The sequence below is a fragment of the Pseudomonas sp. P4_B4 genome (genome assembly GCF_056402255.1).
Genome location: NZ_JBFUHS010000018.1, coordinates 82,825 through 105,205, shown reverse-complemented (window position 1 = coordinate 105,205; position 22,381 = coordinate 82,825). Strand labels below are relative to the sequence as shown.

The following is a 22,381-nucleotide window of genomic DNA, read 5'->3' as shown; positions in this document are numbered from 1 at the left end:
GGTGGGAACGCCGCAACAAGTGGCCGATCGGATTGAGGAGCACGCCCGAATTTCCGGCACCAGTGGCTACATGCTCAACCCGCTGATCAGCCCAGGCAGCCTCGAAGACTTTGTTGAACTGGTCATTCCTGAACTGCAAAAGCGTGGCTTGTATCGTACTGAACCACAGAGCGGTACTTTCCRTTCGCGGTTACGGGACGATGGCGCTAACCATTTACCGGATTCTGCCTACGGCGCCTCATTCCGCTTCGATGAAGGTTTTTAGGATGGAGGTGCCTGTCCCGTTGAATACAGACGCCTTCCTTTGACGTAGCTCCGTTGTAATCAATCGACTCGGTGTTGCTTGCTCAGTGACTGAGGCTTGTCCGTATTCTCACGGGCAAGTTCAATGCACTTCAATGCCAATATGGTTGTCGGGTCGACCAGTGCGACTTCATGATTTTTGATCATGTAGGATTCGCTATGATCGAGCACCAGCGGTAGCTCTGTACATCCCAGGATGAGCACATCTGCGCCCAGTTCACATAAGTGCTCTGCGGCGGTCAGAAGCTGGTCTTTGCATATGCCCTCTGTGAAACCTGCCTTGATGCCGTGCTCTCCGTAAATTGCCTCCATAACCAACGCTTGGTAATCCACACCAGGGGCAATTATTTGAAGCCCTGCTTGCCGAGCTGCCTCGTGATAAACCTGACTTTTGATGGTGCCGGAGGTCGCTAGCAGCCCGACTGTTTTGCCGACGCCGTATCGCTGCACGATAGCCTCTACCGTCTCGGTCAGCATGTTCACGATAGGCACACGTAGGTGCGCCTGGATGCGTTCGACGAAGGCATGAGCCGTATTGCACGGAATCGCTATGGCATTGGCTCCAGCACTCTCGAGTCGTTTGCATGTTGCGTACATCGCCATCGTCGGGTCGGTTTCGTCATACAGCAGGTTGGCTGTGCGATCAGGTATCTGGGGGTTTTGTTCGACCACCATTTTGATGTGCTCTTGATCTCGACCTGCCGGTGTATGCGCAACGACCTTGCCCATGAAGTCGACGGTTGCCGCAGGCCCGACTCCGCCCACGATCCCAAGTTTGAAAGGCGGACGGGTCGACTGGCCTTTCTCCAAGGTGGCGAAAGCGGCATAAATCTCGTTGATATCCAGAACAGTGATGCCACGCCGTTGAAGATCACCGCAGACCAACGACAGCTCAGTCATGCCAGGCAGGATGATTGTGGCCCCTTGATCCTGAAGCGAGAGGCAGGCCTGATAAACGCACTCCAGCGGTACCCCGTCAAGGTGTCCATCCTTGATGCCGTTGACTCCGTACATGGCGTCCATCAACCCGGATTGCTCGTTATCGTTTGGATAAACGATCTTGAAATCAGTGCCGAAATAGCGCTCAAACAACCCGGAGTGCCTGACATAGTCGGACGCGATGATGCCCAGTGTTGTACCGGGGGCAGCGACATGATCCACGTGCTTGCGTAACGACGCCATCATATCCAGAACGGGTATCCCAATTTCCTCCTGGATCTCCTCCCGAAAGGTGTGACTGGCGAAACAAGGTAGTAAGACTGCATTGACTTCGCTGGCCTCAAACGTCTGGCAAACCTGAAATACGTAGAACTTTCGGGAGGTCATGCTGGCGCCCCGATCCAGGGGCATCAGGACGTCTTTGAAGGGGTGTTGCTCAAAGAGGAAGTGATAGCGACCTTGATCCTCCAGAACAGCTCTGGACTTCACCAACTTGTAGAAAAGATCGCCGCCGGCCAGTGAGCCAAGCCCACCGACGATACCTAGTTTGCGTGCAAACGATGACCCACTGGACGGCTTCGATTTACCTTTCATGTTTAGGTTCTCAGGCGGTGGCTACAGTATGAATTGGGAGCGGAGACTCAGTGCCGGGCGCGTCTTCAGCTTCTTCATGTGGTTCTGATTTGGCAACCACAGCCGTCGCGATGCTATTGCCAACCACGTTGGTGGCAGTCCTGGCCATATCGAGGAATTGGTCGATGCCAAGGATCAACAAAATACCGGCTTCGGGAAGATTGAACATGGGTAGCGTAGCCGCCACCACAACCACCGACGCTCGGGCTACACCCGCCATTCCCTTGCTGGTGATCATCAGCGTCAGCAAGATGAGCAGTTGCTGTGTGAAGTTCAAGTCGACGTTGTAGGCCTGTGCAATGAACATGATGGCGAACGCTTGATACATCATCGAGCCATCAAGGTTGAACGAGTACCCCAACGGTAGAACGAAGCTGGATACGCGCTTCGGCGCACCAAACTTCTCCAGTGCCTCCATGGTTTTCGGATATGCGGACTCGCTACTGGCAGTGGAAAATGCCAACAGAACAGGTTCGCGGATGAGCTTGCCCAAGGTAAACACTGAGCGCCCCAGGAACAGGTAGCCGGCAGCGAACAACACGCACCACAGAATCACGATGCCCAAGTAGAACTCGGCAATCAGCTTTCCGTAATCGACTATCAAGCCAAGACCTTGAGTGGTGATCGCCGATGCGATGGCTGCGAAAACGCCGATTGGCGCGAAGGCCATGACGAAGTCCGTGACCTTGAACATCACCTTGGCCAGCTCTTCGATGCCATCGACAATCGTTGTGTAACCGGCTCGCTTCACACCCGCCAAGGCAAACCCGAAGAACAACGAGAACACCACGATTTGCAGGATTTCGTTGTTGGCCATTGCTTCAGCAATGCTGCGGGGAAACACGTGACTGATGAAAACCTTGAGGCTGAAATCCCCGGTGTTCACCACGGGGCTCGCCGCATGCTGGACGACCTCCATGTTCAGTCCTGCGCCGGGTTGGAACAGGTTCACCAGGCCCATGCCGATTGCCAGCGATATCACCGAAGCGGTTACGAACCAGGCCATGGCTCGCAGGCCTATGCGCCCAACGGAGCGGGAGTTTCCCATGCTGGCAATGCCGCCGACCAAGGTGGCGAACACCAGAGGCGCGATGATCATCTTGATCATGCGTAAAAATATGTCGGTGACCATCGAGAAGTAAGACGCGATCTCTTTGGCGCTTTGTTCGCTCCCTGCGAAGTGGTGGCACGCCCAACCGACAAGCACGCCTAAGGCAATGCCAATTGCGATCCGACGCGGAAGTTTATTTTTCTTCACGGAGCTTTCCTCAAGTGGTTTTTTTGCTTTTTTTACTTGGCAGGAGACAAGTGTCATTCGGTCGAAGCTCTGTGGCCTCGCACCAACGTTTTCGATTCTAGGGGCGGGCTTCGAAGGGCGTGATGAGTAATCCCGATAGCCTCATGCGCATTTGGAATAGTTTTCGAAACTGCTGCTTTTTCCTGATTAGGTCGCAGTAAACTGCTCATTCGGGGCATGAGGTGTCGGTATGCAAATCAAATGGCTGGATGATCTTCTGGCGGTCGCGGAGTGGAAGAATTTTTCTCGGGCTGCGGAGGTTCGCTGTGTGACCCAGTCGGCTTTGTCGAGGCGTATAAAGTCACTCGAAGAATGGGTCGGTGCGGAGTTGGTGGATCGTGGCACCTATCCTGTCCAACTGACCTCTGCTGGCCGCACATTTTGTGAAGAAAGTCGCGAGGCATTGGCGGGGTTAATGAGGCTGCGCTCAAGCCTTCGCGAGGTAGAGCGGATGCCTGGGCGATCCATCCAGGTCACTGCAGGCCACAGTTTGTCGATGACATTCCTGCCGAAATGGCTGAAGCAATTTCAGCAGCACAATGAGCAATTCAATGCACGGGTCGTTGCCGCCAACATCCACGACGCGGTCATATCTCTGGAGGAGGGTAGTTGTGATCTGATGATTGTCTATCATCACCCCTTGGCGCCCATTCTTCTCGATTCGGAAAAGTTCGGGAGTTTGACCTTGGGTCATGACGCGTTTATTCCTGTGTGCGCACCTAACGGCGATGGGAATCCGCTGTATCCCTTACCGGGTACCTCCAGCAAAACAGTTCCTCACCTCGCTTATACAGCTACGACTTTTCTAGGTCGTGTTGCCGACATCGTCATAAAGAATGGCCCGACTGCATGCAGTTTGGAGCGGTGCTACGAGGCGGATATGACGATGCTACTGATGCGAATGGCAGTCGAGGGTTATGGGGTGGCATGGTTGCCACAAAGCGCTGTCATAGACGAGCTTCAGCGAGGACAGTTGGTAAAAGCAGGTGGTGATGAATGGAGCACGCGACTGGAGATACGCTCCTACTGCTCTATCACGAATGAGAACCCTACGATGCGCAACTTATGGAAAACCCTCGAAGGAGCTTCCCGCGATCTTCATGGCAAAACAGCCAGTTGATCAAAGCTCCAAAGCTCGAAAAGCATCTCTCAAGTATGGGTAATGATATCTGTGCATCGGGTCATTCTGAATCGTCATCACCCCCTATTTTTTGCATGATAGTCTCGCCGCACTTTTGAGTTGGCACTGATCGTTCACACGATGACGGCCACAGTGAGGAGCGCTCATGCCCCGAGTTTCCCATCAAGCATTACGCCGTTCGTTTCGCGAGCTGCTGGCATCCAGTAACTGTTTTCAGACCGCTTCAGTGTTTGATCCGATGTCAGCACGCATTGCCGCCGATCTCGGATTTGAAGTGGGTATTCTGGGGGGATCAGTTGCATCCCTGCAGGTTCTGGCTGCACCAGACTTCGCACTCATTACCCTGTCTGAATTTGTCGAACAAGCGGCCAGAATAGGCCGTGTGGCGCAGTTGCCTGTCATAGCTGATGCCGATCACGGTTACGGAAATGCACTCAACGTCATGCGAACTGTCCAGGAGTTGGAGCGCGCAGGAATAGCGGCGCTCACGATTGAGGACACCCTCCTTCCGGCTCAATTCGGGTGTAAATCTACAGACCTCATCAGCACTGAAGAGGGTGTAGGCAAAGTGCGTGCCGCACTGGAAGCACGCATTGATCCAGAGCTTTCGATTATTGCTCGAACCAACGCATCAGCTTTACCGGTGCATGAGGTCATTTACCGAACGCACGCTTATCAACAGGCCGGCGCGGATAGCATTTGTATTGTTGGCATACAAGATTTTGCGCACCTCGAACAGATAGCAGAGCACATCACGATTCCACTGATGTTGGTCACTTACGGAAGTCCAAGACTCAACGACAACGAACGGCTAGCCAAGCTAGGTGTACGAATCATTGTTGCAGGTCATGGTGCTTATTTCGCCTCCATTAAAGCGACCTATGACTGCCTTCGTGAACAACGCCAGCTCACTCGCAGCACATCAAACTTAAGCGCTACCGAGCTGGCCTTTACCTACACGTTGCCGGAAACATATTTGAATTGGGCCAGGGACTTCATGGATGTTCAGGAGTGATGAAAATCTCCTGATCAGCTCCCGTTGCTCTGCCTACAGGTTTCCTCCTGCTTGAATCCGCAAGCATGATTTGCGTGCCGAGAAGAGCACTCGCACTCATGCGGTTTGGTCACCCTCGGTTGCGTATTCAGCAGTTTGCTTCCGGAGCGATCTGGAAGCTTTTTTCTTCTCAACAAAGCGCTCGAAGCCCTAAGTATTTTCGCCTTGCTCATTGGCTCTGAGCATGGGGGCGAAGTATTTTTCGAGCCGGAAAAACTTATGAGCGCTTCTAGCCAGTAGCTGTCTGTCTTAAAGAGTAGTCATCGATTGTGGATTCACTGATGGGTGCACCGATTGGTTTTAGCTGTCAGCGAGCGTTGTTACGCTCCGGAGATCTTCCAATGTTCGGGTCACAATCTGGGGCAGTTTCTATGCAAATCCTGATGCTTGAACACAATGGCTGGGTTCCCAATAACCCACGCCTACCTGTACTCATATACCTCAACGCGATTGTAAGTCGGCGCATCGATTTGGCTTCACAGTTTGAGGAAACCTTCAGCGCTAATGGCTGGCCACCGCAATGGCGTAACGGGGTATACGGCTATCACCATTATCATACTGAAGGGCACGAGGTGCTTGGTATCGCCAGCGGCCACGCTCGCTTGATGCTAGGCGGCCCTGATGGCTTTGTAGTTGAAGTCAGGGCAGGTGATGCGTTGCTACTACCTGCTGGTACAGGCCACTGCAACTTGGACTCCAGCGACGACTTTCTCGTGGTTGGCGCTTATCCGCCGGGACAGCACGCAGACATATGTCGTGAGGCACCAGGCAAGTCGCAACTGACGAGCATCAACGTGCTGCCGTTTCCAGATCAAGACCCGGTGCAAGGCGTGCATGGCGCCGTATGTAAGTATTGGGTCGGCCACCACATACAGTAAAACCGTGCGCATTGAGGCCAGGTCGAGCAGGGCTGATAACGCAGCCATTGGCTGCGATTAGCGGATACCTGCTTGGGAGTGTTTTGTAGGTTAATCGGACAACAACACTCAATGCTTAACCGCTTTTAGGTTTGCGACCGCGCGAGTTTGGCTTTACCGGCACGCTTTTCCCGTACTCGCTCCACCACAACGCGAGTGCCTCCATCGTCGGCCCGAGCGCACGGGCCTTTGCCGTCATCTCATATTCGACGCGCGGGGGCACTTCCGCGAAGACTGTTCGCGACACTAGGCCATCGTTTTCGAGCTCGCGAAGTTGTGCCGTCAGCATATGTTGGGTGATGCCGCTGATCGCCTTGCGAAGTTCTCCGAAGCGATAGATTCGCTGGTTCAACAACCACATGATTTCCAGCTTCCACTTGCCTGAGAGGAGCGCAAATGCACGGCGCATTTCCTCGTGCATGTTGATCTGATCGTCTTCAATAGTCTGGTTTTCCATACTAAGCACCACTTTTTCATCCTACTTGTAGCTTTTCATATTAGGCGACATCTTTGACCTAAGTCGACGCATTAACGCTTGCTTAGGAACACCCCATGATTGAAATCTACATTTATTGGATCAGTACGACACTGCTGTCGTTGTTGTATCTGGCCTCGGCGACTCTGTACCTGGTTAAAAGGGAATGGGTTCGTCAAGCACTTGCCGACCTCGGCTATCCCGCCAACCTGATGCCGATTCTCATTGCAGTGAAGATCCTGGCGGTGGGCGCCATTCTGTTGCGCATCAACGTGCCGCTAAGCGACCTCGCCTATGCCGGCATGCTTTATCACCTGCTGCTCTCGGCGTTAGCGCACATCAATGTCCGCAAGCCTCGTGGTGCCCTGCCGGCAGCTATTTGCCTCGTGTTGCTGGTCGCTTCTTTCCTCACCCAAAACGCTGCTCGTGAAGTGCCGTCACTCTACGGCCAAGTAACAACGGCACATCTAGTAATCCCTAAATAGCTGGAGATCCACATGTCCCGACTCAATGGAAAAGTAGCCATCGTAACTGGCGCAGGCCGTGGCATCGGACGTGCGACGGCCAAGCTGTTTGAAGAAGAAGGAGCGAAAGTGGCCGTTGTTTCTCGCACGGCTGAAAATGTCGCGGGTGTCGTCGCCGAGATCCAGGCGGCGGGCGGCATCGCTTTCGGAGTGGTGTGTGATATCGCCGACCCGGATCAGATCAAAAGCGCGGTGGAAAAGGTCGTTGCTGAATATGGCCGGATCGACATCCTGGTGAACAATGCCTTCGACCCTTCGGCGGTCTTTTCGTCGGTACTCGAACTGTCGGCCGAGCAATTGCAACGCAATCTAGAGATGGGGCCCATTGCCTATCTACGGACGATGCAAGCCTGCTACCCACACCTGAAAGCCAGCGGGGAGGGTAGAGTCATCAACTTTGCATCGTTGGCCGGTGTCATCGGCTTGCAGGGTTACGCCCCTTACAACATGGCAAAGGAGGCGGTGCGTGCCCTGACCCGTTCGGCGGCGAGGGAGTGGGGCGCTGACAAGATAACGGTAAACAATGTCATGCCGGTCGCAGACACTTGGGGGGCAGCGGTCAATGCGCCCGCACCCACTAACGCACTTGGCCGTTATGGATCGCCCGAAGAGGATATTGCGCCGGTCGTGCTGTTCCTTGCCAGCAAGGATGCGCAGTTCATGACGGGTTATAGTCTGACACCAGACGGTGGCCAAATCATCGACAGCGCACGTTGACGGTCACGTCCAATTTTCGAGCGTATCCTCCACCGAAACCGCAAGACATGCCTTGGCGTGTCTTGCGGTTATTTCAAGCAATGCTTACCGATGCAACAGGCTCCCGCGATGCTGCGCGTGCAGCCAGGAAGGCAAGAACGGCCGCCACGCCTAGCAAAGTGGCGCTCAATTCGAAGGTCGCTTGATAGCCGCTCGAGTCGAAGACCAGCCCGCCAACAGTTGCGCCAGACGCAATAGCGAGTTGGATGATCGCCACCATTAAGCCGCCTCCCGCTTCAGCAGAGTCTGGCAACGTTCTTGCCAGCCATGTCCACCATCCCACGGGCGCTGCAGTCGCAACCAGTCCCCATGCGCCAAGCAAGACGGTCGTGGTGGCCGTCGAGCTACCGAATGAAACAAGCGCCAGTGCAATCATCGCCATAACGATCGGGATGACGATGAGGGTTCGATGCAGGCCATTTTTCAAGAGCGCTTCAATCAGGAAGGTTCCGGCAAGTCCCGCCAGGCCCAGAACGAGCAACATAAAAGACAGCATGGAGACACTGACGTGCGTGACCGTTTCAAGGAATGGGCGCAAATAGGTAAACAGCATGAACTGGCCCATGAAAAACACACTGACCGCCACCATGCCTAGCGCGACCGGTACGCTTTTCATCAACCTGAAGACGTTTCCAGTGCCTGAACCGCTTTGCGATTTCATCGGTGGAAGGCTTACAGACAGCCATACACAAGCGACTATCGCGACTGGGATGATGCACAAGAATGCACCGCGCCAGCCAATCAAGGCGCCGAGAAAACTGCCCAATGGTGCTGCAATCACAGTCGCCAAAGCGTTGCCGCCGTTGACGATTGCCATGGCGCGTGTGACTTGGTCATCAGGCATGAGGCGCATGGCGGTTGCCGCTGACAGTGACCAGAAGCCACCAATCGCAACACCGATCAGCGCGCGCCCGATCATGAATACCCCGTAGTTTGGTGCGAACGCGACCACTGTTCCGGAAAGGATCATCAACAGCGTCAGTGAAAGAAGTAGCGGTTTACGGTCAACCCGCGCCGCCACCAAAGGGATAAGAAGGCTGGTGAATAAGGCAAACAGCCCCGAAACGGAAATGCCCTGACCGGCTTGTCCTTCGGTGATATGCAGATCGGCGGCAATTGGTGTCAGCAGGCTGACGGGCATGAACTCCGATGCCACCAGCACTAAGGCGGCGAGCGACATGGCGAATACGGCACCCCATGATTTATGGGGCGCTGGAATGATGTGTTCAGTCATTGTTTGAATCCTGTATTGCGCGAAGCATCGCAGCCCAGAAAACGAGGCTACGAAGGACTCGGTGCCCAGTCAGGACACCGAGGAGGCTACTTCAGGTTGCTTTTGAAGAACGTGGCCAGCTTGGCGAATGGAATAAGGCTGACCCGGTCGTAGAGATCGACGTGGTTGGCGCCCTGAATGATGACCAGTTCTTTAGGCTCCGCTGCACGCTTGTAGGCATCTTCACTGTATTCACGAGAATGAGCCTCGGAGCCAGTGATAAAGAGAAGGGGACGTGGCGAAATAGTCTCGATGTCTTCGAATGGGTAGAAATTGTAGAACTTCGCATTGGTGGTCAGCGTCGGCATGGTGGAAGTCTGCGGCGATGCGCCGGCAGGGGTAACCTCGCCGCGAGAAGTGCGATAGAAGTCAAAAAACTCATCGCCTATGGCGTTGCCTGTCAGCTTCAACGGGGCACCGGCGGTGTACTTGGTAGCGCCGCCAGTGAATTCCACATAGCGTTGTTCTGCAGCTTCGGCGAGTGCCGTGCGTTTCTGCTCTGGGGTCGTCGAATTACCCAAACCTTTGCGATAGAGGTCGCCGTGGTTGTACATGCTGACCGTTGCGATTGCCTTCAGTCGAGGGTCGATCTTGGCCGCGCTGATGACGAAGGCGCCGCTGCCGCAAATGCCGATGATGCCGATGCGCTCACGGTTAACGAAAGGCCGTGTGCCCAGGAAATCCACCGCTGCGCTGAAGTCCTCAGCGTAAATGTCCGGCGACACAGCTTGACGGGGCTGCCCCTCGCTTTCACCCCAGAACGACAGATCAATCGCCAATGTCACGAAACCTTGCTCGGCGAGCTTCTGGGCATACAGGTTGGAGCTCTGTTCCTTCACCGCGCCCATTGGGTGCCCTACGATGATCGCGGGGTTCTTGGTCTTGGGATCCACCCCTTTAGGAATGTAGAGGTTCCCTACAACGTTCATCTTGTATTGGTTCTTAAAGGTGACCTTTTCTGCGATTACCTTTTCGCTTTTGTAGAAGTTGTCAGCACCGTTAGACATATCAGCTCCCATTGATGAAAAAGAGGCGATAAGCAGCCCCAGGGCAAGAAAGAGTCTGTTCATTCGATATTCCTTACTTTTGGATGGTGTTCATTTGCGCTCTGGAATCTGAGGCGCTTAATCAACCAATGTGGAGTTGTCGATCACGAAGCGGTACTTGACGTCACCCTTGAGCATTCGCTCGTAGGATTCATTTATCTGGTCTGCTCGAACCAGTTCGATTTCGGCGACGATGCTGTGCTCGGCGCAGAAATCCAGCATCTCCTGCGTTTCGGGGATGCCTCCGATCATCGAGCCGGCAATCGTTCGACGCTTCATGATCAGGTTGAATACGTTCGGCGATGGGTGTGGCGAGGCGGGCGCGCCGACCAGCGTCAGCGCACCATCACGCTTGAGCAGCACCAGAAACGCATCAAGATCGTGGGGGGCTGCGACGGTGTTGAGAATGAAGTCGAAACTCTTGGTATGTGCAGCCATTTCTTCAGGTTTGCGCGATACGACGACTTCATCGGCGCCTAACTCCTTTGCCGCCTCGCGCTTGGATTCAGAGGTGGTGAACGCCACGACGTGGGCGCCCATCGCATGAGCCAGCTTGATGCCCATGTGGCCCAGGCCACCGATGCCGACCACGCCTATTTTCTTGCCTGGGCCGGCGTTCCAGTGGCGCAGAGGTGAGTAGGTGGTTATGCCCGCGCACAGCAGCGGAGCGACGGCAGCCAGTTGTGCCTCGGGATGGCGGATGCGCAACACGTAGCGCTCATGCACCACGATGTTTTGCGAGTAGCCGCCCAGCGTCCAGCCGGGTGCGTCCGGTGTCGGGAAGTTGTAGGTGCCAACCATGTCGTCGCAGTAGTTTTCTAGGCCAGTCTCACAGTCGTCGCAGTGTTTGCAGCTGTCGACGATGCAGCCTACACCGACCAGATCGCCGACTTTAAAATCCGCTACATGTGCGCCCACCGCTGATACGTGGCCGACAATTTCGTGCCCCGGTACGCAGGGAAATTGCGTGCCTGCCCACTCGGCGCGTACTTGATGCAAATCCGAATGGCAGATGCCACAGAAGGCGATATCGATCTGAACATCATGGGCTGCAGGCGTTCGGCGGTTGATCTGCATTGACTCAAGGGGTTTGTCGCCCGCGTGAGCACCGTAGGCTTTGACAAGCATGGGAGCATCCTCGATGGGTTTGTTGGATGAACATTCTCCCGCTCTGCCCAGACCCTCTGTAGTGCATTGCGCTGGATTACTTGCCTGATTCTATGAGTCTCTGTTTTTTTGCAGGACGGTCGGTAGCTGGCGAGTTAGAGTTCAGTGAAGAGGTACAAGACGAATATGAACAACAACCCCGATGCAGCTCCTCAACAGACATCGCCACAAGAAAAGCTTGCGCAGATCATCGGCGCGCAGATCTCGAAACCAGGTGATTTCGGAACGGCCATTACAGGTCTCGGCTTCTTCAGGCGCGAACATCCAGCACCGCCCATCGTCTGCATGGTCGAGCCAAGCATCATCCTCATCGCCCGGGGTGAGAAACAGCTCTGGGTAGGTGGCGAGGGTTACCCCTACGACACGTCGCGATTTCTGATCACCTCGTTGGACTTACCTGCCAATTCAGAAGTGCTAGCGGCAAGCCCGGAACAGCCATGCCTAGGGCTGACGTTGAAACTCGATCTGCGCATTCTGGCTGAGCTGATAGCGCAAAGTGACCTGCCGCCAACCCGTGATCGATCAGTTGTGAAAGGGGTAGGAATTGGTGCCGTGACACCAGCGATGCTGGCCTCATTTGAGCGCTTACTGGCACTGCTCGATGAGCCGGAGTCCATCCCTGTCCTTGCGCCCTTGATCCAGCGCGAGATTCACTACCGTCTCTTGCAGAGTGATCAGGCGAGCCGGCTTCGACAAATAACGTCTGTCGATGGCCAAGGTTATCGGATCGCGAAAGCCATCGATTGGTTGAAGTTGAATTACACCTTGGCGCTTCGCGTCGATGAACTTGCGGCCCGAGTGCAGATGAGCACTCCGACCTTTCACCACCACTTCCGCCAACTCACCGCGATGAGCCCCTTGCAGTATCAAAAGTGGCTGCGACTGAATGAGGCAAGGCGATTGATGCTCAATGAACACCAGGACGTATCCAGTGCCGCTTTCAAGGTCGGCTATGAAAGCCCATCGCAGTTCAGCCGTGAATACAGCCGGCTGTTTGGCGTACCCCCAAAGAGGGATATTTCGGCGTTGCGAGGGCAGGGGTAGGACCTTCAGTGCGTACAAGGGGCTACATCGACCGGTTAAATCCACAACCCATTGCGGACACTCAGAATGATGAGGGGCTATGGTTGCCTACACGAGGTGGTCGCGGTGATGACTGGCGTCAGAGGTGGTGTAGAAATGATCTGACATTAGATTTCGTAGCATCGCTTGGCGATTGTCGGGAAGGTCAACCAGGGTGCCTGGGCCGATAGCTGCCGGTGGGTTACGAGGAGTTCAACTGGCCGCGTTGAAGCTTCGATTAAATTCAACGACGTCATGATGAGAAGGGTTTTTGGCGAATAGTGCAGGGAGTTGCGCATAGAACACCTCTCTCTTCTGCGCGGCGGCTCCCTTGACTGCAGCATTCAGCGCCGGGCGCATCTCTTCAGCGGTGTAATCGCAGCAGTACGCTGGCGTGCAGGGCTGTTGACGCCATGAGTCTTCGAGGCTGCCGCTGTCGACCGGCTCGAATCCAACGTCATCGACAAGTTGCATCACGAGACGCTTATGATTTTCATCGTCCCCCGCAACGGCTACGCCCAGGCGGCCTTCGGCGTCTTTTGGCTTACCAAGATTTTCCAGCGAATAAGCAAGAATATTGTTGAAGGCCTTGATTACCGGTCGGCCAAGCTGCTCGCTGACCCACACGCTCTCGGTTTGACCATTTTCCAAAGCGGCGATGCGCTCGTCTCTCAGGCCCGGGTAGTAATTACTCGTGTCGACCACTGGAACCGAGGATGGCAATGCGGCCAAAAGGTTCTTGGGAAGAGTCGCCATGGCTGGTTGGGGAATGGAAATAATCACAGCATCGGCGCCGTCGAAGACATCGTTCAGATCGGAAGCAATAGCACCCGCTTCCTTGGCAAAAGCGCTTACCGAGTCCTTTCCGCGAGAGTTGGCGACGCTGATCTCGTGGCCAGCAGTGACAAGCTTTCGGGTAAGGGGGCCGCCGATAGATCCAATACCAACGATCGCAATTTTCATAATGCCTCCAGGGATTCAAAGTCCGGATACGTTAGTATCAGCACTGCAAGATCCGCAAGAACCGACGTTTTTGTCTGTAACCCACCAAAAGGTAAGTATCGATGGAGCGCGAGTGGGAATGTGAGAACCCTTTACGACGGCAGGCCTGGTCTGCCGCTATAAACGCTACGCTTCGCGTTCTGGAGGGGAAGTGGAAAATTGTGATCATCAATGAGCTGATGGCCGCTAAAGGCCGGCCGCTTCGGTTCTCCGAACTGGAAAAGCTCATTCCCGATGTCACGCAGAAGATGCTCATTCAGCAGTTGAAAGGGCTTCAGCAGGATGACATCGTTCAACGCACCGTATACCCAGAGGTGCCGCCGCGGGTGGAGTACGCGCTGACGGTGCTGGGTCATGCACTCGGCCCGGCTATGACTGCCCTTATAGACTGGGCTGAGCTTCGTCACCAGCACGAGGAGAAGGGGATGGGACTGTCTAGCGTAAGCGACAAGGAACTTTTGGAACGCTAATCCGCCATATGCGATTACTCAAAACGTCAACCCGTTTCAAATCTGATCAACTGTGGTTTTCAAACGTTCGATTTGTGACTATATATATAATTAGTCACAATTTGTAAGTCCTCGATAGGGTGAGTAAGCTATTTCCATGAATCAGCCATCAATATCTTCATCTTCGCCCAGCACCCGTGGCCCAGCCGATCACGACATTCGAGACCAGATTGTCGCGGCGGCCAACGAGCACTTCAGTCAATACGGCTACAGCAAAACCACGGTTTCCGACCTGGCCAAGGCCATCGGGTTTTCCAAGGCTTACATCTACAAATTCTTTGATTCCAAGCAAGCAATCGGTGAGGCCATCTGCGCTAATTGTCTGGCAGAAATCGTCGCGGCAGTGGAGCAGGCTATCAATGTAGAAGGCCTGTCTCCAACGGAGCGCTTTCGACGTTTGGTCAAAACTGTTATCGCCACCGGTGTGAATCTGTTCTTCAACGACCGAAAACTCTATGACATTGCAGCGTTCGCGGCGTCGGAAAGCTGGCCCAGTACGCAGGCTTATGACGCACAGATCAAAAGCTTCGTGTCGCAAATCGTTCGGGAGGGGCGAGAGATTGGCGAATTTGAACGCAAGACTCCGCTGGATGAAACAGTAGAAGCGATACATCTCGCGTTGCGACCATTCGTCAACCCATTGCTGCTGCAATACAACCTCGATTTCGTCGAGGAGGCGCCCACGCTTACCTCCAATCTCATCTTGCGTAGCCTCATGCCTTGACCTTTGGCTAAAGGTTTACCGCATACCGGGGGGGGGCGCGACAGATCACCAAACGGCTTTTCACTTTGCCCTTCTTCCATCCGTCGAAGGGCATTTTATTTATCTGTATTGTGACTATTTACTTATTTGGTCACATGAATAAATATGGTGGTCCATCGCTTCTAATGCTTCATCTCAGTGATACCCATAGAGTTCAAACAATGAAAAAAATAGTGCTCAAGACCCCATTTGGCCTTGCTGTCGTGCTCGCATCCTCAAACGTTTTTGCAAGCGGCTTCGCTCTCAATGAACAAAGCATCAGTGGGATGGGCTCCGGGTTTGCCGGTCGTTCTTCCGCCGCTGAAGATGCGAGCACAGTCTTCGGTAACCCTGCGGGCATGTCTCGCTTGAAAAGAGAGCAGGTCAGCTTGGGACGGCGACTCTTTTCGCCAAGTCCGACATAAGCCAAACCCGCAGTACATTCGGAGGCCAGGAAGACGGCGACATGGTGCCAACCACCACGGTACCTATGGGGTACTACGTCAAACCTATCGATGAGCATTGGGCGTTCGGTGTAGGTTTTTATGTACCTTTCGGTCTGATGACTGACTATGGCAGCGGTTTCGCCGGGCGCTACTACGCCAATAAAAGCGAAGTCACGACCCTTACGTTCCAGCCCACCATCAGCTATGCCTTCTACGATAAAGTTTCGATCGGGTTCGGTCCGACCATCAACCGTATCAGCGGTGAGCTGTCCGGTATAGTGCCCAATCCACTTAGCCCTGGTCGCAATGACGGAAAACTCAAAAGCACTGGCGACGACACTGCCCTCGGTTTCAACGCCGGTATCCTGGTGCAGGCTACAGACCGAACCCGTTTGGGCATGACCTACCATTCCAAGGTCAGTTATCAATTGGATGCCAAGACCAAGGTCACTGACGGCATCTTTAGCGTGTTGGGAGTCAGCGGCCGGAGTTATGACGCTTCGCTGGATGTGGATACCCCGGAGTCAGTGGATCTCTCGGTGACTCATCAGCTTAATAATGACTGGACCCTTTACGTGGGGAGCACCTGGACTCGCTGGAGTCGCTTCAAAGAATTAACCATCGAGAACACGGGTTTACCCCCTGCGTTGAGCGGCGCGCTGGGCACCATTACCGAAGAGCAGAACTGGCATGATACGTGGGCTCACGCCATCGGCACGGCGTACAAACTGAATGACGAGTGGGTGCTTCGCGCAGGCTTTTCGGTCGATCAGTCACCCACCAATAACACCAATCGTGGACCGCGCATTCCGACGGGCGACAGGAAGGTGATCAGCTTCGGTGCTGGCTGGACTCCGGCAGAGAATGTCACGATCGATGTGGCTTACTCCTACCTGTGGGAGGAGAGCGTTCAGGTCAATGACACCTCGGCGACCCGAGGTGCATACAGTGCCAACTATAAGAACGGTGCGAGCGGGCTCGGTACTTCTGTGAGTTACCGCTTCTAGTTGAGTGCTGTTACACGATAAGTGTCCTGTCGGGAGCACGCGTTGCCTCCCGACCTTCAAGCACACATCTCGGGCCTTTCCCCTCAAGCTTCATCGACTCGTCACCGTGACATCCCGAGGTTGCCAGCCACCACCGAGTGACTTGAATACCGCTACCGCCGCTCGTGCCGACTCCGTTCGCGCTTGCGCCCGAGCATCGGAAGCCTGCAGCATCGTCTCGTCAGCGTGCAGGACATCAATCAGGCTGGCCGTGCCTTTCTCATAGGCAATGAACGACGATTGGCGAGCCTGAGTAAGAGACGCCTCTCCCCCGGTGAGTGTGGTTGCTTGAGCCTCCCGATTCACCAGTGAGGAGAGCGCGTTCTCGACATCCTCGGTGGCGCGCAACACAGACTGACGGTAAGCCGCCAGGGTTTCGGCTTCCTGTCCCTTGGCCTGGTCGATTTGGGCGTTTATGCGACCGAAGTCGAAGAGCCTCCAGCGCAGTCCCAGCAGGCCCGCCGATTGGCTGGCGCCGCCGGTAAAAAGATTGCCGGCGGACACCGCCGTGGCACTGCCCAGCAATGCGCTAAGGGAGAACTTCGGGTAGTACTCGGCAATCGCCTCCCCGATGCGTGCGTTTGAGGCCGCAAGACGGCGCTCGGCCACAATCAGATCAGGCCTGCGGCGCAGCAAATCGGCCGGCGTTCCCATCGCTTTTAACGGCGGTGCTACAGGAATGCTCGCTGCCATTGCAAGTTGTGTGCGGTGAGTGCCTGGCGGGGTGCCGAGCATGACATCCAGTGCATTCATCGCAGCATCCAGACCGGTTTGCAGGACCGGCACTGTCGCTTGAACCTGTGATAGCTCACCCTCGGTCTGGCGAACCTGATAGTTGGCGGCAAGTCCCTTGCTGTAGAGCAATTGGACTTTCTCTAGCAACGCCTGCTGCGTTTTGACTTGCCTGTTGGCAATGTCCAGCCGTGTCTGCAATCCGCGAATAGTGATGTAGACATCGGCGGTCTGCGCGGCGATGGCCAGTCGTGTGGCCGCGACGCCCGCCTGGGACGCCTGGTACTCGGCCAGAGCAGCCTCGCGTCCGCGTCGCAGGCCACCAAAGACATCTGCCTCCCAGCTGGCATCGAGGTTGACCTCGTAGGAATTTCCGTACCGATCATAGCCAGGTGTCGAATTCAACACCTGGCCGAGTGGCGTCTCGATTGACTGGTACGAGCGCGCAGCCTGGCTGCTGATATTCCCCGAAGGCAGTAACGCGGCATTTGCAGCACCCAGTCCGGCCTGCGCCTGTGTGACTCGCGCCGACGCCTGCGCCAGGTCCAGATTCTGCTCTAGTGCCTTGGAAATGAACCCGGTCAGCACTGGATCACCAAAGCCTTCCCACCAAGCGACAAGGCTGGCCGGCATCGTTCCAGGCCGCTGTTCGACAGCAGCTTGACCCAAGTAACGATCCGAAAGCGGAGCGTCTGGACGATGGTAATCCGGACCGACTGCGCAACCGGCAATTAAGCCGGCGCTGACCAAAAGTGCAATTGGACGGAGGGGAGGCATTGAGATTCCTTCAATAGAGGATATTTGTGACCATATTACGTAATAGTCACGACCTGTCAATTGACGTTCTTTGAGCCGATTACCTTTTTCTCCGTGTTCATGGTGATTCATAAGCTTTGGTTGAAAACCAAAATGATTGACAGGATGTGACCATTGACACAAATCGTCACTAGATCGAGAATATGACGCTCGTCCTATTTTTAAGTAAGGGAACCTATGCGCCGGCTTCTACCTTTCCCCATTGCCGCTTGCTTGTTGCCTCTCGTCCTGACGGCATGTGGTGATTCATCCACCGCTGAAGATCCGCGCACGAATGCCCCTTTGGTGAGGTCCGCTGCTGTTCAGGCTTCGTCCGACGTCTCGCGTTCCTTCACTGGTGTAGTGGCTGCCCGCGTTCAGGGCGACCTTGGCTTTCGGGTGTCAGGAAAGGTGCTTGAGCGTCTGGTTGACACCGGTCAGACCGTTAAACGTGGTCAGCCGCTCATGCGCCTCGACCCAATCGACCTGGGGTTGCAGGCGCGAGCACAGCAAGAGTCGGTCATAGCCACGCGAGCCCGAGCCAAGCAGACAACAGATGACGAGGCTCGATATCGCGACCTGGTCGCCGCCGGTGCTATTTCTGCATCGGCCTACGACCAGATCAAAGCCGCAGCGGATACCGCGAAGGCGCAGCTCAGCGCCGCTGAAGCGCAGGCTGACGTAGCCCGCAATGCTTCTGGTTATGCGGTGCTGTTTGCGGATTCCGATGGCGTTGTGGTGGAGACGCTCGCCGAGCCCGGGCAAGTCGTCAGCCCGGGGCAGCCCGTGGTTCGACTGGCGAGGGCAGGGCAGCGCGAAGCCATCGTGCACCTGCCCGAGACATTACGCCCCGCAGCAGGATCCACCGCGCAGGCGACGCTTTATGGCAATACCACGGGTGCAGTTACAGCGAAGCTGAGGCTGCTGTCTGACTCGGCCGACCGTATGACGCGCACCTTTGAGGCGCGGTATGTGCTTGAGGGCGCGCTGGCCAATGCACCGATAGGTTCGACGGTCACGCTTCGGATCGCTGAAAGCGCCGCGCAGGGAAATTCGATGCAGGTGCCGATTGCTGCCGTTTATGACCCGGGTAAAGGCACTGGCGTGTGGGTCATCGTCGGTACACCGGCGAAGGTGGCTTGGCGACCTGTTCAAGTCTTGGGCTTGAGCGACGACTCAGCGCGAGTCGCAGGCGATCTCCAGGTCGGCGAGCAGATCGTGGCGTTAGGTACGCATCTGTTGCGCGAGGGTGAAGAGGTGAGACTGCCTCAACAGGATGACGCCAAAGTTGCCGGGGGTCGTCCATGAGCGAGGGCCGCTTCAATCTTTCCGCGATCGCCGTTCGTGAGCGTTCCATCACGGTGTTTCTGATCTTCCTGATTGCCGTCGCGGGCATCTTGTCGTTCTTTCAACTGGGCCGTGCGGAAGATCCTCCGTTTACGGTCAAGCAGTTGACGGTCATTACCGCCTGGCCGGGCGCCACGGCGCAGGAGATGCAGGATCAGGTAGCAGAGCCACTCGAAAAACGCCTGCAGGAACTGAAGTGGTACGACCGCACGGAAACCTACACCCGTCCCGGCCTCGCCTTCACGATGGTGTCATTGCTCGATAGCACGCCGCCCTCACAAGTGCAGGAGGAGTTCTATCAAGCGCGTAAAAAGCTCGACGATGAGGTCCGCAAGCTGCCAGCGGGAGTCATCGGGCCAATGGTCAACGACGAATTTTCGGACGTGACATTTGCGCTGCTTGCCCTGAAAGCCAAAGGCGAGCCTCAGCGACTGTTGGTGCGTGATGCGGAGTCGTTGCGCCAACAACTGTTACATGTGCCAGGCGTGAAGAAGGTCAACATTATTGGGGAGCAGCCCGAACGTATCTTTGTTTCCTTTTCCCACGATCGGCTGGCCACCTTGGGCATTTCTCCACAGGACATCTTTGCCGCGCTCAACAATCAAAACGTGCTCACGCCCGCCGGTTCCATCGAGACCAATGGGCCTCAGGTCTTCCTGCGGCTAGATGGTGCCTTCGATAAGGTGCAGAAGATTCGTGACACACCCATTGCGGTCCAGGGGCGCACGCTAAAACTCTCTGACGTGGCGACGATCGAACGTGGTTATGAAGATCCAGCAACCTTTCTCGTGCGTAACAACGGTGAAGAGGCCTTGTTGCTGGGGATCGTGATGCGTGAGGGCTGGAACGGTCTTGACCTTGGCAAGGCGTTGGACGCGGAGACAGTCAAAATAAATGAAGGCATGCCGCTGGGTATGACGCTCTCCAAAGTCACCGATCAATCTGTAAATATCGATTCGGCCGTCGGCGAGTTTATGGTCAAGTTCTTCGTCGCGCTGCTTGTGGTAATGCTTGTCTGCTTTCTCAGCATGGGCTGGCGTGTCGGTGTTGTGGTCGCTGCGGCTGTGCCGTTGACGTTGGCCGTGGTGTTTGTGGTGATGGCGGCCACCGGAAAGAACTTTGACCGTATTACCCTTGGCTCGTTGATTCTGGCGCTCGGACTGCTGGTGGACGACGCCATCATTGCTATCGAAATGATGGTGGTGAAAATGGAGGAGGGCTACGACCGCATCAAAGCTTCCGCGTACGCCTGGAGTCATACCGCTGCGCCGATGCTCTCCGGTACGCTGGTGACCGCTATCGGCTTTATGCCCAACGGCTTCGCGCAATCGACCGCCGGCGAATACACCAGCAACATGTTCTGGATCGTGGGCATTGCCCTGATCGCCTCCTGGGTGGTTGCAGTCGCTTTTACCCCGTACCTGGGGGTGAAGATGTTGCCGAACATCAAGAAGGTAGAGGGTGGTCACGCGGCCATCTACAGCACCCCTAACTACAACCGCTTCCGCCGGATTTTGACGCGGGTCATCGCTCGCAAATGGCTGGTCGCCGGCACTGTCATCGCTTCGTTTGTCGTGGCGATCCTCGGCATGAGCCTGGTCAAGAAGCAGTTCTTCCCTACCTCGGACCGTCCCGAGGTATTGATTGAAGTGCAAATGCCTTATGGGACCTCCATTGAGCAGACCAGCGCCACCACTGCCAAGATAGAGGCCTGGCTGCAAAAGCAGGGTGAGGCAAAAATCGTCACGGCCTATATCGGGCAAGGCGCGCCGCGTTTCTATCTGGCGATGGCGCCGGAACTCCCTGATCCGTCGTTCGCAAAGATTGTGGTGCTGACGGACAGTCAGGAGGAGCGTGAGGCCCTCAAGTTCCGTATCCGCGAGGCAGCTGCTGAGGGGCTTGCCCCAGAAGCGCGGGTCAGGGTGACTCAGCTTGTTTTTGGGCCGTACTCGCCATTCCCTGTTGCCTACCGGGTGATGGGGCCTGATCCGTCAACGTTGCGCGAGATTGCGGGCCAGGTACAGGACGTGTTGCAGTCGAGCCCGATGATGAGAACCGTCAACACCGATTGGGGACCGCTGACGCTGACGCTGCATTTCGCTCTGGATCAGGATCGCTTGGAGGCGGTGGGATTGACGTCAAACTCAGTCGCGCAGCAACTGCAGTTCCTGCTGGCCGGAGTGCCGATCACCGCGGTTCGTGAGGACATTCGTTCGGTGCAGGTGGTTGGTCGCGCAGCGGGTGATATCCGGCTCGATCCCGCCAAGATAGAAGGCTTTACGCTGGTGGGCGCGGCGGGTCAGCGGATTCCGTTGTCCCAGGTAGGAGAGGTCGATGTGCGTATGGAGGATCCGATCCTCCGACGTCGTGACCGCACGCCGACCATCACAGTGCGCGGTGACATTGCCGAAGGTTTGCAGCCACCGGACGTCTCGAGCGTGATCATGAAGGAGCTGCAACCAGTCATCGACAAGCTGCCTGGCGGATACCGGATTGAGCAGGCGGGTGCAATCGAGGAGTCGGGCAAGGCCGGTAAAGCGATGTTGCCGTTGTTCCCGATCATGATTGCCATGACGCTGCTGGTCATCATTCTGCAGGTCCGTTCGATCTCGGCGATGATCATGGTGTTCCTCACCTCGCCACTGGGGTTGATTGGTGTGGTGCCGACACTGCTTATCTTCCAGCAGCCGTTTGGTATCAACGCTCTGGTCGGTCTAATCGCCCTTTCGGGCATTCTGATGCGCAATACGCTGATTCTGATTGGGCAGATCCATCACAACGCGCAAGAAGGACTGGATCCGTTCCATGCGGTGATCGAAGCCACCGTACAACGTGCCCGCCCGGTGCTGCTGACAGCGCTGGCGGCAATCCTGGCGTTCATCCCCCTGACACACTCCGTCTTCTGGGGGACGCTGGCCTACACACTGATCGGAGGCACGTTCGTCGGAACCATCATGACGCTGGTGTTCCTGCCAGCGATGTACTCCATCTGGTTCAAGATCCGTCCTGACAATACGGGTCAAACTGAAACAGCGAATAAGCAAGCAAGCCTAGTGGATAGGGCGGCATTTCCCAATGCACCCAGCTGACCAATCACTCACAGGGGTACATGACCAGTTTTTCGGACGATTGAGGGGAGCGTTCGGCAAACACGCCTTTCTGACGCCATCGCTAA

18 protein-coding genes and 2 pseudogenes are annotated in these 22,381 nt (G+C 55.6%); 12 read left to right on the top strand and 8 right to left on the bottom strand.

From position 1 onward, the window contains the following. Positions 1-265 (top strand): annotated as a pseudogene (locus AC1DVE_RS19615) (LLM class flavin-dependent oxidoreductase); the annotation flags it as partial. Between the two features lie 59 nt (positions 266-324). Here AC1DVE_RS19615 and cuyB read toward each other — a convergent pair. Both cuyB and AC1DVE_RS19605 read right to left on the bottom strand, forming a co-directional pair. Then, positions 325-1,836: a cysteate racemase gene (gene cuyB, locus AC1DVE_RS19610; protein WP_223455692.1), complete on the bottom strand. Its 1,512-nt coding sequence runs from the start codon at positions 1,834-1,836 to the stop codon at positions 325-327. A gap of 10 nt (positions 1,837-1,846) precedes the next feature. Continuing rightward, the gene (locus AC1DVE_RS19605; RefSeq protein ID WP_223455745.1) at positions 1,847-3,133 is read right to left on the bottom strand and encodes a dicarboxylate/amino acid:cation symporter; all 1,287 of its coding nucleotides are present in this window, start codon (positions 3,131-3,133) and stop codon (positions 1,847-1,849) included. Positions 3,134-3,362: 229 nt separating this feature from the next. Between AC1DVE_RS19605 and AC1DVE_RS19600 the strand changes: the two genes are divergently transcribed. The 3 genes from AC1DVE_RS19600 to AC1DVE_RS19590 all read left to right on the top strand — a co-directional run bounded on the left by AC1DVE_RS19600 (position 3,363) and on the right by AC1DVE_RS19590 (position 6,245). After that, the gene (locus tag AC1DVE_RS19600) at positions 3,363-4,292 is read left to right on the top strand and encodes a LysR substrate-binding domain-containing protein (protein ID WP_223455693.1); all 930 of its coding nucleotides are present in this window, start codon (positions 3,363-3,365) and stop codon (positions 4,290-4,292) included. Between the two features lie 166 nt (positions 4,293-4,458). Further along, positions 4,459-5,328: an isocitrate lyase/PEP mutase family protein gene (locus AC1DVE_RS19595; protein WP_223455694.1), complete on the top strand. Its 870-nt coding sequence runs from the start codon at positions 4,459-4,461 to the stop codon at positions 5,326-5,328. A 380-nt stretch (positions 5,329-5,708) separates the two neighbouring features. Then, the gene (locus tag AC1DVE_RS19590; RefSeq protein WP_223533624.1) at positions 5,709-6,245 is read left to right on the top strand and encodes a cupin; all 537 of its coding nucleotides are present in this window, start codon (positions 5,709-5,711) and stop codon (positions 6,243-6,245) included. 115 nt (positions 6,246-6,360) lie between these two features. Here AC1DVE_RS19590 and AC1DVE_RS19585 read toward each other — a convergent pair whose 3' ends face one another. Further along, positions 6,361-6,693, bottom strand: a complete 333-nt coding sequence (locus tag AC1DVE_RS19585) for a winged helix-turn-helix transcriptional regulator (RefSeq protein ID WP_411741653.1) — start codon at positions 6,691-6,693, stop codon at positions 6,361-6,363. Between the two features lie 143 nt (positions 6,694-6,836). Between AC1DVE_RS19585 and AC1DVE_RS19580 the strand changes: the two genes are divergently transcribed. Both AC1DVE_RS19580 and AC1DVE_RS19575 read left to right on the top strand, forming a co-directional pair. Then, complete coding sequence (locus tag AC1DVE_RS19580; protein ID WP_223455696.1) at positions 6,837-7,244, top strand: DoxX family protein; 408 nt, start codon at positions 6,837-6,839, stop codon at positions 7,242-7,244. Positions 7,245-7,256: 12 nt separating this feature from the next. Then, positions 7,257-8,000 (top strand): SDR family NAD(P)-dependent oxidoreductase, encoded by a 744-nt coding sequence (locus AC1DVE_RS19575; protein WP_223455697.1) that lies wholly within the window; start codon positions 7,257-7,259, stop codon positions 7,998-8,000. Positions 8,001-8,073: 73 nt separating this feature from the next. Here the strand turns inward: AC1DVE_RS19575 and AC1DVE_RS19570 are convergent, their stop codons facing one another. The 3 genes from AC1DVE_RS19570 to AC1DVE_RS19560 form a co-directional block, all read right to left on the bottom strand. After that, on the bottom strand, positions 8,074-9,273 hold the full coding sequence (locus AC1DVE_RS19570; protein ID WP_223455698.1) for an MFS transporter: 1,200 nt from the start codon (positions 9,271-9,273) through the stop codon (positions 8,074-8,076). An 86-nt stretch (positions 9,274-9,359) separates the two neighbouring features. Continuing rightward, positions 9,360-10,382: an alpha/beta hydrolase gene (locus tag AC1DVE_RS19565; RefSeq protein WP_223455699.1), complete on the bottom strand. Its 1,023-nt coding sequence runs from the start codon at positions 10,380-10,382 to the stop codon at positions 9,360-9,362. A 54-nt stretch (positions 10,383-10,436) separates the two neighbouring features. Then, positions 10,437-11,486, bottom strand: a complete 1,050-nt coding sequence (locus AC1DVE_RS19560; protein ID WP_223455700.1) for an NAD(P)-dependent alcohol dehydrogenase — start codon at positions 11,484-11,486, stop codon at positions 10,437-10,439. 165 nt (positions 11,487-11,651) lie between these two features. On the opposite strand from AC1DVE_RS19560, the gene AC1DVE_RS19555 reads away from it, so the two are divergent. Next, positions 11,652-12,569: an AraC family transcriptional regulator gene (locus AC1DVE_RS19555; RefSeq protein WP_159389636.1), complete on the top strand. Its 918-nt coding sequence runs from the start codon at positions 11,652-11,654 to the stop codon at positions 12,567-12,569. Positions 12,570-12,800: 231 nt separating this feature from the next. Here the strand turns inward: AC1DVE_RS19555 and AC1DVE_RS19550 are convergent, their stop codons facing one another. After that, positions 12,801-13,550, bottom strand: a complete 750-nt coding sequence (locus AC1DVE_RS19550) for an NADPH-dependent F420 reductase (protein WP_223455702.1) — start codon at positions 13,548-13,550, stop codon at positions 12,801-12,803. Positions 13,551-13,651: 101 nt separating this feature from the next. Between AC1DVE_RS19550 and AC1DVE_RS19545 the strand changes: the two genes are divergently transcribed. The 3 genes and pseudogenes from AC1DVE_RS19545 to AC1DVE_RS19535 all read left to right on the top strand — a co-directional run bounded on the left by AC1DVE_RS19545 (position 13,652) and on the right by AC1DVE_RS19535 (position 16,293). Beyond that, positions 13,652-14,059: a winged helix-turn-helix transcriptional regulator gene (locus AC1DVE_RS19545; protein WP_223542957.1), complete on the top strand. Its 408-nt coding sequence runs from the start codon at positions 13,652-13,654 to the stop codon at positions 14,057-14,059. Between the two features lie 136 nt (positions 14,060-14,195). Further along, the gene (locus AC1DVE_RS19540; RefSeq protein ID WP_090454520.1) at positions 14,196-14,822 is read left to right on the top strand and encodes a TetR/AcrR family transcriptional regulator; all 627 of its coding nucleotides are present in this window, start codon (positions 14,196-14,198) and stop codon (positions 14,820-14,822) included. 200 nt (positions 14,823-15,022) lie between these two features. Further along, positions 15,023-16,293 (top strand): annotated as a pseudogene (locus AC1DVE_RS19535) (OmpP1/FadL family transporter). Between the two features lie 90 nt (positions 16,294-16,383). Here the strand turns inward: AC1DVE_RS19535 and AC1DVE_RS19530 are convergent. After that, positions 16,384-17,841, bottom strand: a complete 1,458-nt coding sequence (locus AC1DVE_RS19530; RefSeq protein ID WP_223535143.1) for an efflux transporter outer membrane subunit — start codon at positions 17,839-17,841, stop codon at positions 16,384-16,386. A gap of 216 nt (positions 17,842-18,057) precedes the next feature. On the opposite strand from AC1DVE_RS19530, the gene AC1DVE_RS19525 reads away from it, so the two are divergent. Together AC1DVE_RS19525 and AC1DVE_RS19520 are read left to right on the top strand one after the other, a co-directional pair. Then, entirely contained in the window at positions 18,058-19,167 is a 1,110-nt protein-coding gene (locus AC1DVE_RS19525) for an efflux RND transporter periplasmic adaptor subunit (protein WP_223455704.1), read from the top strand. Next, entirely contained in the window at positions 19,164-22,295 is a 3,132-nt protein-coding gene (locus AC1DVE_RS19520) for an efflux RND transporter permease subunit (protein WP_223455705.1), read from the top strand. Before AC1DVE_RS19525 ends, AC1DVE_RS19520 begins: the two co-directional genes overlap by 4 nt. Positions 22,296-22,381: the final 86 nt, after the last annotated feature.